At 70.1% G+C, this 10,491-nt stretch carries 6 protein-coding genes; 2 read left to right on the top strand and 4 right to left on the bottom strand.

The window, feature by feature from the left end; translation table 11 throughout:
- Window positions 1–182 precede the first annotated feature (182 nt).
- Both AB0915_RS35930 and galU read left to right on the top strand, forming a co-directional pair.
- Window positions 183–338, top strand: a complete 156-nt coding sequence (locus AB0915_RS35930) for a hypothetical protein (protein WP_366695119.1) — start codon at window positions 183–185, stop codon at window positions 336–338.
- 101 nt (window positions 339–439) lie between these two features.
- The gene (gene galU / locus AB0915_RS35925) at window positions 440–1,354 is read left to right on the top strand and encodes a UTP--glucose-1-phosphate uridylyltransferase GalU (RefSeq protein ID WP_366695117.1); all 915 of its coding nucleotides are present in this window, start codon (window positions 440–442) and stop codon (window positions 1,352–1,354) included.
- Between the two features lie 91 nt (window positions 1,355–1,445).
- On the opposite strand, the gene AB0915_RS35920 is transcribed toward galU, so the two are convergent.
- The 4 genes from AB0915_RS35920 to AB0915_RS35905 all read right to left on the bottom strand — a co-directional run bounded on the left by AB0915_RS35920 (window position 1,446) and on the right by AB0915_RS35905 (window position 10,362).
- Window positions 1,446–3,575 carry a 3-hydroxyacyl-CoA dehydrogenase NAD-binding domain-containing protein gene (locus tag AB0915_RS35920; RefSeq protein ID WP_366695115.1) on the bottom strand — a complete coding sequence of 710 codons (2,130 nt, stop codon included), beginning with the start codon at window positions 3,573–3,575 and terminating at the stop codon, window positions 1,446–1,448.
- 73 nt (window positions 3,576–3,648) lie between these two features.
- Window positions 3,649–4,869 (bottom strand): acetyl-CoA C-acyltransferase, encoded by a 1,221-nt coding sequence (locus AB0915_RS35915; RefSeq protein ID WP_366695113.1) that lies wholly within the window; start codon window positions 4,867–4,869, stop codon window positions 3,649–3,651.
- A 189-nt stretch (window positions 4,870–5,058) separates the two neighbouring features.
- Window positions 5,059–8,688, bottom strand: a complete 3,630-nt coding sequence (locus AB0915_RS35910) for a beta-galactosidase (RefSeq protein ID WP_366695111.1) — start codon at window positions 8,686–8,688, stop codon at window positions 5,059–5,061.
- Window positions 8,689–9,087: 399 nt separating this feature from the next.
- A complete protein-coding gene (locus AB0915_RS35905; protein ID WP_366695109.1) occupies window positions 9,088–10,362 on the bottom strand; it encodes a ribonuclease D in 1,275 nt (424 codons plus the stop codon).
- Window positions 10,363–10,491 lie beyond the last annotated feature (129 nt).

Here is a 10,491-nt window from a genome sequence, read left to right as displayed (position 1 = left end):
GCGCGGGCCCCCCCCCCGGGGGGGGGTGGCGTTCTTCTGGGGGGGGCGCGCGGTGCGCGGGCCCCCCGGGGGGGCCCCGCGGGCCGCGGGGCGGGGGGGGGGGGGGGGCGCCCCGGGGCCGGCCCCCCCACGACGACTGGGACCTGTGGCTGGAGCGTGAACCCGGTCAACCCCGTATCCGGTTGGCGCGCTTCTTCGACGACATCCTGGAGCGCAAGCGGATCGATGTCTATCCCACGCAGCGCTGGCACCACCCGACGCAGGGTCCGGCGCGCGGAAGGGTCTTCTTCACGCCTGGCAACGAGCTGTCCTTCACCGTCAGCCCCGACAAGACCTGACCCCCCTTCTTTCCGGCCCTGGATCCCCGGCCTCGGGCCCGGCTCCGGGCCTCCGTCCCGTCACATCGTCATATCCGCCGCCCGCTGTGGAGTACACGTTCATGCCTACGCACCACCGCCGCACCCGCAAGGCCGTCATCCCGGCCGCGGGTCTTGGCACCCGATTCCTCCCCGCGACCAAGGCGACTCCCAAGGAGATGCTCCCGGTCGTGGATCGGCCCGCCATCGAGTACGTGGTGGCGGAGGCCGTACGCAGCGGACTCGATGACGTGCTCATGGTCACCGGCCGTAACAAGCGGGCCCTGGAGGACCACTTCGACCGTGCCTACGAACTGGAGCATCTGCTGGAGCTGAAGGGCGACCTCGGCAAGCTGCGCCAGGTCCGTGAGTCAAGCGAACTGGCCGACGTCCACTACGTGCGGCAGGGCAACCCGCTCGGCCTGGGCCACGCCGTCCTCTGCGCCGAACCGCATGTCGGGGACGCCCCGTTCGCGGTGTTGCTCGGCGACGACCTCATCGACGAGCGCGATTTGCTGCTCGCCCGGATGCTGGAGGTCCAGGAGCAGCGTGGCGGTAGCGTCGTGGCGCTCATGGAGGTCGAGGACGACCGGACGCACCTTTACGGATGCGCAGCTGTGGCCCCCTCGGGCGATGAGGCGGGCGACGTACTGGCCGTCACCGATCTCGTGGAGAAGCCCGAACCCGGCACCGCGCCCAGCAATCTCGCCGTGATCGGGCGGTACGTCCTCGCCCCGCAGATCTTCGAGATCCTGCGCAAGACCCCGCCGGGCCGCGGTGGCGAGGTCCAACTGACTGACGCCCTACGTCAGTTGGCCCTCGACCCGACTCTCGGTGGCCCCGTGCATGCGGTGGTCTTCCGCGGTCGCCGCTACGACACCGGGGATCGCGGCGACTACCTGCGTGCCGTCGTCCGGCTGGCCTGCGAGCGCGAGGACCTCGGCCCGGAATTCCGTGCCTGGCTGGGCGAGTTCGTGCAGGAAGAGGGCATCCGGTAGCAGGCCGGCCCGTGACATGCGGGAAGCTGAATCAATGAGGGCCGTACGGGAGTGATCCCGTACGGCCCTCACCGCGTTCGCAGTGGTGCTGTTACGCCGGGACGCTCGCCACGCCCTGCGCCAGGAACTTCTTGCCGTTCACCCGCTCCGAGACGCCCTCACGGTCCAGGTACGGCGTGATGCCGCCCAGGTGGAAGGGCCAGCCCGCGCCGGTGATCAGGCAGAGGTCGATGTCCTGGGCCTCGGCGACGACGCCCTCGTCCAGCATCAGACCGATCTCCTGCGCGACCGCGTCCAGGACGCGGTTGCGGACCTGCTCCTCGGACAGGGCGACATCGCCCTGCTTGAGGAGCGCGGCGACCTCCGGGTCCAGCTCCGGCTTGCCGGAGTCGTAGACGTAGAAGCCGCGCTTGCCGGCCTTGACGACCGCCGCGAGGTTCTCGGAGACGGTGAAACGCTCCGGGAACGCGCGGTTCAGGGTCTCGGAGACGTGCAGACCGATGGCCGGGCCGACCAGCTCCAGGAGCACCAGCGGGGACATCGGCAGGCCGAGGGGCTCGATGGCCTTCTCGGCGACCTCGACCGGGGTGCCCTCGTCGATGACGTTCTGGATCTCGCCCATGAAGCGGGTGAGGATGCGGTTGACGACGAACGCCGGGGCGTCCTTCACCAGCACCGCGGTCTTCTTCAGCTTCCGCGCCACACCGAACGCCGTGGCCAGCGACGCGTCGTCGGTCTGCTCGCCGCGGACGATCTCCAGCAGCGGGAGGATCGCGACCGGGTTGAAGAAGTGGAAGCCGACGACCCGCTCCGGGTGCTGCAGCTTCGACGCCATCTCGGTGACCGAGAGGGACGAGGTGTTGGTGGCGAGGATCGCGTGCGCCGGGGCGACTGCCTCGACCTCCGCGAACACCTGCTGCTTGACGCCGATCTCCTCGAAGACGGCCTCGATGATGAAGTCGGCGTCAAAGAAGCCCTCGGCCTTGTCCAGCACACCGGTGACCAGGGTCTTCAGGCGATTGGCCTTGTCCTGGTTGATCCGGCCCTTGCCGAGCAACTTCTCGATCTCGGCGTGGACATAGCCCACACCCTTGTCGACGCGCTCCTGGTCGATGTCGGTGAGGACGACAGGGACCTCGAGGCGGCGGAGGAAGAGAAGGGCGAGCTGCGAAGCCATCAGGCCCGCACCCACCACGCCGACCTTGGTGACCGGGCGGGCCAGGTTCTTGTCCGGGGCACCGGCCGGGCGCTTGGCACGCTTCTGGACCAGGTTGAATGCGTAGATCCCGGAGCGCAGCTCGCCGCCCATGATCAGGTCCGCGAGGGCCTGGTCCTCGGCGTCGAAGCCGGCGCTCAGGTCGCCGTCCTTCGCCGCGGCGATGATCTCCAGCGCGCGGTACGCGGCCGGGGCGGCGCCGTGCACCTTGGAGTCGGCGATGGCCTTGCCGCGGGCGACGGCCTGGTCCCAGGCGTCACCGCGGTCGACCTCGGGGCGCTCGACCGTGACCGTGCCGTTCAGCACGTTCGCGGTCCAGATCAGCGACTGCTCCAGGAAGTCCGCGCCCTCGAAGATCGCGTCGGCGATCCCGAGCTCGAAGACCTGCTTGCCCTTCAGCTGGCGGTTCTGGTTCAGCGAGTTCTCGATGATCACCGAGACCGCGCGGTCGGCGCCGATCAGGTTCGGCAGCAGGGCGCAGCCGCCCCAGCCGGGGACCAGACCGAGGAAGACCTCGGGCAGCGAGAACGCGGGCAGCGCCTTGGAGACGGTGCGGTACGAGCAGTGCAGACCGACCTCGACACCGCCGCCCATCGCCGCGCCGTTGTAGTACGCGAACGTGGGGACCGCGAGACCGGAGAGGCGGCGGAAGACGTCGTGGCCGCCCTTGCCGATGGCGAGCGCGTCGTCACGGTTCTTCAGCAGCTCGACGCCCTTGAGGTCGGCGCCGACCGCGAAGATGAACGGCTTGCCGGTGATACCGATACCGGTGATCGCACCCTCGGCAGCCTCCTTCTCGACCTGGTCGACGGCGGCGTTCAGGTTCGCCAGCGACTGCGGTCCGAAGGTCGTCGGCTTGGTGTGGTCCAGGCCGTTGTCCAGCGTGATGAGGGCGAACCTGCCCGCACCCGCCGGGAGGTCGAGGTGGCGGACGTGCGCCTGCGTGACGACCTCGCCCGGGAACAGCTCGGCTGCGCCCTTCAGAAGCTCAGTGGTGGAGCTCATGCCTGACCCTCGCTTCGCTCGGCCCGGCATTCGCTCAGGCTGCACCTCTTGTCTGTTCGCTCGCTGCGCTCGCTCACGCGTTGCCTCCGTCGAAGTTCGGGTTCTCCCAGATGACCGTCGCGCCCATGCCGAAGCCGACACACATGGTGGTCAGGCCGTAGCGGACACTCGGCTGCTCCTCGAACTGGCGGGCCAGCTGCGTCATCAGACGCACACCCGAGGAGGCCAGCGGGTGACCGTAGGCGATGGCGCCGCCGTACTGGTTGACACGCGCGTCGTCGTCGGCGATGCCGTAGTGGTCGAGGAAGGCGAGCACCTGGACGGCGAACGCCTCGTTGATCTCGAAGAGACCGATGTCACCGATCGACAGACCGGCCTTGGCGAGGGCCTTCTCGGTCGACGGGATCGGGCCGTAGCCCATGACCTCCGGCTCGACACCTGCGAAGGCGTACGAGACGAGGCGCATCTTGACCGGGAGACCGAGCTCGCGGGCGACGTCCTCGGCGGCGAGCAGCGAGGCGGTGGCGCCGTCGTTGAGACCGGCGGCGTTACCCGCGGTGACGCGGCCGTGCGCACGGAACGGCGTCTTCAGACCGGCCAGGGACTCCAGCGTCGTCCCCGGACGCATCGGCTCGTCGGCGGTGACCAGGCCCCAGCCCGTCTCACCGACCTCCGCGTTGGTGTTGCGCACCGAGATCGGTACCAGGTCCTGCTGGATCTTGCCGTTGGCGTACGCCTTGGCGGCCTTTTCCTGCGAGCGCACGGCGTACTCGTCGGCGCGGAGCTTGGTGATCTGCGGGAACCGGTCGTGCAGGTTCTCCGCGGTCATGCCCATGAAGAGGGCGGACTCGTCGACCAGTTTCTCCGACACGAAGCGCGGGTTCGGGTCCACGCCCTCGCCCATCGGGTGGCGGCCCATGTGCTCGACACCACCGGCGACGACGACGTCGTACGCGCCGAAGGCGATGGAACCGGCCGTCGACGTGACGGCGGTCAGGGCGCCCGCACACATGCGGTCGATGGAGTAGCCGGGCACCGACTGCGGCAGACCGGCCAGGATTCCGGCGGTCCGGCCCAGCGTCAGGCCCTGGTCGCCGATCTGGGTGGTCGCGGCGATGGCGACCTCGTCGATACGGGCGGGGTCCAGGTCCGGGTTGCGGCGCAGCAGCTCCCGGATGGCCTTCACGACGAGATCGTCGGCGCGGGTCTCGTGGTAGATGCCCTTCGGGCCCGCCTTGCCGAACGGGGTGCGGACGCCGTCGACGAAGACGACGTCCCGGATGGTACGAGGCACGATGGCTCTCCTCCAGGGTGCGGGATGGCACTGCTGCGGAGCACGCCTCGGAGGCGCGCCGCACCCCTTCATGCTACTTGCGGGTAACCAAGTGGGGTAGTCCCCGCGCCCGGAGCGGCGAACGTCACACTGGGTGAGGGGCCGCGTGAGGCGGCCGGGGCGCGACAGCGCCCCGGCCGCCCCGGGACATCAACCCGTGCAGGTCAGTGTCGCGTTCGCCCAGTCTCCGTGGTCCTGCCCATAGCCGTCGCCCGCGTTACCGACGACCAGGTCGAGGACCTTGGCGCCGGTCACATCGGCGTCCACCGCGAGGGCCTTCGCGTTCCCCCGCATGACCGGGGTCGACGCGACCTCCTTGCCGTCCGCGAGGACCTTGAAGGTGACGGAGCCGCCGCCGTTCGTCTCGTCGTCGACGCCCACCGAGGCGCTGAAGCGGGTGCAGGCCCCGCCCAGGTACACGGTGACGTCACTGTCGGCGTGGATGCCGAGCCCCTTCGCGTACGACGTGCCCGCGATCGACATCGGCTTCCCGTCACCGGCCTCGTCCTCACCGTTGGAGGTGTTCCGCTCCACCGGACCCCAGCCGTTGGTGGACATGAAGTCGAGGTCCGCGAGGTCGCGCGTGCCCGCACCGGGCGTCGAAGGCGGCGTGGCGACGCTTGTTGCGGCCGCCGCCGTCCCCTCCTGGTACCGCGCAGCAGCCGACAGCACCGTTGCCCATGGCCCGCTCTCGGTGGGCGCGGTGACCTTCCAGGTACGGGTCACGGTCTGCCCGGCCCGTACGTCACCCAGCGACTGGGTGGCCGTCGGCTCGGACTTCCACCCGTCCGGCAGCTGCAGGGTGAGCTCGGCGTCGCGGGCCGTGGAGCGCCGCGGCGCGAAGGTGGCCGTGACCTCGCCCGTGCCACCGCGGGTGATCGTGTCCGGGGCGCTGATGGTCACATCGGCGGTCGCGCGCGGATCGCGGTAGGCCGCGGCCGACCAGCCCGGCGAGGCGATGTTGCGGTAGCGCAGGGACGTGGTGTGGTTCCCGTACGCCTCCAGCGACACCTTGCCGAGACCGTCGCCGTCCGGGTCCTCGCCGATGACGGCGATCGCCACCGTGTTGTGACCGTTCGTGCGCAGCATGCCCGGCTGGACCGGGAACGTCGTCTGCGGACCCAGGTCGTTGACGTACATACCGACCATCCAGCCGTTGACGTACACCAGTGCCCGGTAGTTCTTCGCCTTGTCGTCCGCGAAGGTCAGCCCCATCGGGACGTCCTGGCCCTCCGGCAGGTCGAGGTCGAAGGTGGTGCGGTACCAGGAGACGCCGGGTGCGTTCGCGCCGCTGTGCGGCAGCGAGACGGAGGACCACTGGTCATCCGGGTAGCCCGGCAGGTACATGCCGTGCCGCTCGCCGTACAGACCGCCGGTGTTCAGATGTCCGCGCACCGGATCGGCCGGGTCCTCGCCGCCGAGCGCGCCCTGGATCCGCCAGCCGATCTGCTTGTCCGAGCCCACCAGGTGTGCCGCCGTCAGCCCGCGCGGCTGCTTGTGGTGGTCGTCCGCGGACCAGTCCTGCTCGTGCGCCGTGTGGGCCGAGAGGACGGCCAGCACATTGTCCTTGCCCGGCTTCAGCGTCCCGGCGGGGATGTCGAAGCTGTGCGTGGCGTCGTTGCTGCTGCCCAGGTACGTGCCGTTCAGCCATGCCAGATAGGCACCACCGTGCCCCGTGGTCGCGTCGACCTGCACCGCGGTCTCCGTACCGGCCGCCGTGAAGTGCCCCCGGTACCAGACCGAGCCGGCGTGGAAGCCGTAGTGGTCCACCGACATGGCCTGCTGGTCGACGGCGCGCCAGGCCGCGTCGTCGAATCCGGGCTGAGCCTCGGGCGTCTCGCGGTGGAACTTCCAGCCGCCCAGGGTCGGCAGGGTGACGGGCTTCGGCCCGGCGAGGCTCGCCCCGGTGGTGTCCAGGGCGCCCTTCGCGGGCTTGCCGTTCCAGGTGACGGACGTCGCCGGAGTGCCGGTGATGACGTGCAGCTGCGCCGCCTTGTCGGTGTCGCCGGTGAGCCCCAGCACGCCGTTCGCGTAGGAGCTGGTGCGCAGCAGCTCGGGGCCGCTCGCGAGGACCGGGCCCTGCGGGGTGTCGAGGCGCCAGTAGGTGTCGGCGGTCGCGTCGTCCGCGAGCAGCAGCAGGAGCGGGGTCGAGCTGCCGGGCGGGGTGATCAGCACCTTGGCCAGGCCGTCGTGCGCGTAGTTCAGCCGCAGATCGCCGCTCGCCGCGTCCCAGGTCTGCTCGACCTGACCGCTGAGCACCTGGACCTCGGGCCGGTCCGCGTAGCGCAGCACGGTCTCGCCGTCCTCGCCGTGCCGGCCGTACAGCAGCGCCACATCGCGCTCGCCGAAGGTTCCGTGCGTCATGATCTCGGAGGTCGAGTAGCGCAGCTGCTGATGGTCCATGGCGTAGTCGGAGACCAGCATCTTGGAGTCGCGGGCGTTGATCGTCAGCGCGGTGCCCGGCTTCTGCGGCACGGACGCGTAGTCGCCGAGCGTGAGATGCGTGGTGTCCTTCGCCTTGTTGTTCACGTCCTTGTGGCGCACGACCGTGATCCGGGTGCCGTTGTCCGGATTGCGCCGGTCACGGCGCAGCAGCGCGCTGTTCTCCGGCGCGGCCACGGTGACCTTCTCCGTCTTGGTCAGCGGCGCCACCGACTGCAGCATGTAGCCGAGCCGCTTCATGACCAGGTACTTCTCGGTCAGCTGACGGTCCTCGCGGATCGGCGCGCCATAGTCGTACGAGCTGTAGACCGACTCGGGCGACGCCAGCCACCCCCAGGACGTGCCGCCGTACGCCATGTAGAAGTTCTGCATCGTCGCGCCCGAGGCGATGTTGTTCTCGTAGGCGGCCTTCGCGAAGTCACCGTTGGTGAGCTGCCGGCACTTGTCGTAGCCGCGGCCGCCCCACGGGTCGAAGGCGCCGCTCTGGAACTCCGCCAGGAACAGCGGCTCGCCGGGCTTCTTCTCGCCCGAGAAGTCGGGCAGGTCATGCCAGACGTCCGGCTTGGAGCAGTTGAAGCCCTGGGGATACGCGTCGTACCCCTCGATGTCGAGTTCCTTGGTGAAGAGGCCGAAGTGATTGCCCGTCAGCGGCACGGTGATGCCGTCGGCGCGCGCCTTGTCGACGAGGTGCCGCATGTACGCGTGCCCGTCGTCGGTGTCCTGGTAGTACTCGTTCTCGACCTGATAGGCGATCACCGTGCCCGTGCCGTTGGTGAGCTGGTGCCGGGCGATGATCGGGTCGATCTGAGACAGCCACTCGTCGGAGGCGGCGAGATAGTCGGGCGCGGTGCTGCGGGCCCTGCCCTTCTGGGTGAGCAGCCAGCCGGGGAAGCCGCCGCCGTCGGTCTCCGCGTTGATGTAGGGGCCGGGCCGCGCGATGACGTAGATCCCGACCTCCTCCGCGATGTCGAGCAGCCTGTCGACGTCGCGGAGGCCCTTGAAGTCGTACACGCCGGGCTTGGGGGAGTGGAAGTCCCAGTCGAAGTAGATCGACGTCGCGTTGTAGCCGCCCGCCTTCATCTTCTGCAGGACGTCGCGCCACGCGTCCGGGCTGGGCAGCCGCCAGTAATGGAACTCGCCGGACCAGATGGACAGCGGCTTGCCGTCGATGGTCATGGACGTGTCGTCGTAGCCGACCGTGTGAGCGGGCTTCGCCGCCTGCGGCCGGGCCTGCGCGGGCGCTTCGGCGGTGAGGCCGAAGGAGCCCAGCGCGAGCGCGGTCAGCGCGACGGTGAGCCCGCGGGCCGCCCGTCTCGCGACCCGAGGGCGTGATGGCATGGGCATGCCATTCCTTTCTGAAAGCGACGTGCTGAGAGAAAGTGTTGCGACACGCAGCTTAAGACTGTTGGTCCATGTTGGAAACAGTCTTGTCTTGGTGAATCTTGTGTCGGCGGCGGGCGTGCCAGGGTGTGCGGCGCCGCCGACACGGCGATGTGGGGACCGGTAACGCGGGACCCGAGGCCGTCAGGCGCGGCCGCGGGCCGCACAACCTGGCCCGAATTCGACCTCGGTAACGGCCTCCCCCGCAACAGGGAGTGGATCGGCGAGCGGCGTCGTGCGGCTTCGACGACAACGCCGAAGGGGGCCCCTCCCTGCTCGAGCGAAGCCGAGAGCTTGGGGGAGGAGTCGCAGGGCGTCGGGAGCCCGCTCCCAGTCGCGGGGGAGGCCGTAAGCCGCTCAGGCGGCCTCGGCCAGCGCGCGGACCAGCAGCGGCGCCACCTGTGCGACCTGCCAGCGCCGCGCCCCGTACGAGGTGAGCGCGTCCTCGACCGCGCCCGGCGTCGGATTCTTCGGCGGCTCCCAGCAGACGCGGCGCACCGTGTCCGGCGTGATCAGGTTCTCCTGCGGCATGTGCAGCCGCTCGGCAAGCTCCGACACCGCGGCGCGGGCCGCCGACAGCCGGGCGGCGGCCGCCGGGTCCTTGTCCGCCCAGGAACGCGGCGGCGGGGGGCCCGCGAGAGGCTGACCCGGCTGAGGGAGCTCGGCTTCGGGCAGCGCCTTGGCCCGGTCGACGGCCGCCTGCCACTGCTCCAGCTGACGCCGTCCCATTCGGTGACCGAAGCCGGGCAGGGCGGTCAGGGCCTGGACGTTGACCGGCAGCGAGAGGGCCGCCTCGACGATCGCCGCGTCGCCGAGCACCTTGCCGGGCGAGATGTCCCGGCGTTGCGCGATCTGGTCGCGGGCGTTCCACAGCTCCCGCACGACCGCCATCTGGCGGCGACGGCGCACCTTGTGCATACCGGACGTACGACGCCACGGATCCTTGCGCGGGGGAGCGGGCGGCGCCGAGGCGATCGCGTCGAACTCCTCCTGCGCCCACTCCAGCTTGCCCTGGCGGTCGAGCTCCCCTTCGAGTGCGTTGCGCAGATCGATCAGCAGCTCGACATCGAGTGCGGCGTAGCGGAGCCAGGGGTCGGGCAGCGGGCGGGTGGACCAGTCGACGGCGGAGTGCCCCTTCTCCAGCGCGTAGCCGAGTACGCTCTCGACCATCGCACCGAGCCCGACCCGCGGGAATCCGGCCAGCCGTCCGGCGAGCTCGGTGTCGAAGAGCCCGGTCGGGGTCATCCCTATTTCGCGCAGACAGGGCAGGTCCTGGGTGGCGGCGTGCAGGATCCACTCGCTGCCCTGCAGTGTCTCGCCGAGCGACGACAGGTCGGGGCAGCCGACCGGGTCGATCAGCGCGCTGCCCGCACCCGCACGGCGCAGCTGTACGAGATAGGCGCGCTGGCCGTAGCGGTAGCCGGATGCGCGTTCGGCATCGACGGCGACGGGGCCGGTGCCCGCGGCGAAGGCCGCGACCACCCGGGCGAGGGCGTCGTCGGAGGCCGCCACCGGGGGAATGCCCTCGCGAGGTTCGAGCAAGGGGATCGGCGCCGGGGCGACGTCGTCCGGGGGAGCGCCCCCGGTGGTTCGCAGTGAAGTGTCTGCTGCGGTCTCTTGGGCGTCGGTCACGTGTCAAGGGTATCTGTGTATGCGCGGCGCCCGTCGACGGAACGTTCCGTCGGACGGCGGCCCTGTAATGTAAAAAAACCCGTGCCGAAAAATGTTAAACCCCGCCCCGGGTCCCGGGGGAGGTGTTTA

The organism is Streptomyces sp. NPDC048411, from assembly GCF_040704695.1.
Classification (GTDB): Bacteria; Actinomycetota; Actinomycetes; order Streptomycetales; family Streptomycetaceae; genus Streptomyces.
The sequence above is the reverse complement of the archived record's forward strand: the minus strand, read 5'-3'. Positions and strand labels throughout refer to the sequence as shown.

Coding starts and splice junctions, on each gene's coding strand:
- galU (WP_366695117.1), top strand. CDS start 440: ATGCCTACGCACCACCGCCGCACCCGCAAGGCCGTCATCCCGGCCGCG.
- AB0915_RS35910 (WP_366695111.1), bottom strand. CDS start 8,688: ATGCCATCACGCCCTCGGGTCGCGAGACGGGCGGCCCGCGGGCTCACC.
- AB0915_RS35920 (WP_366695115.1), bottom strand. CDS start 3,575: ATGAGCTCCACCACTGAGCTTCTGAAGGGCGCAGCCGAGCTGTTCCCG.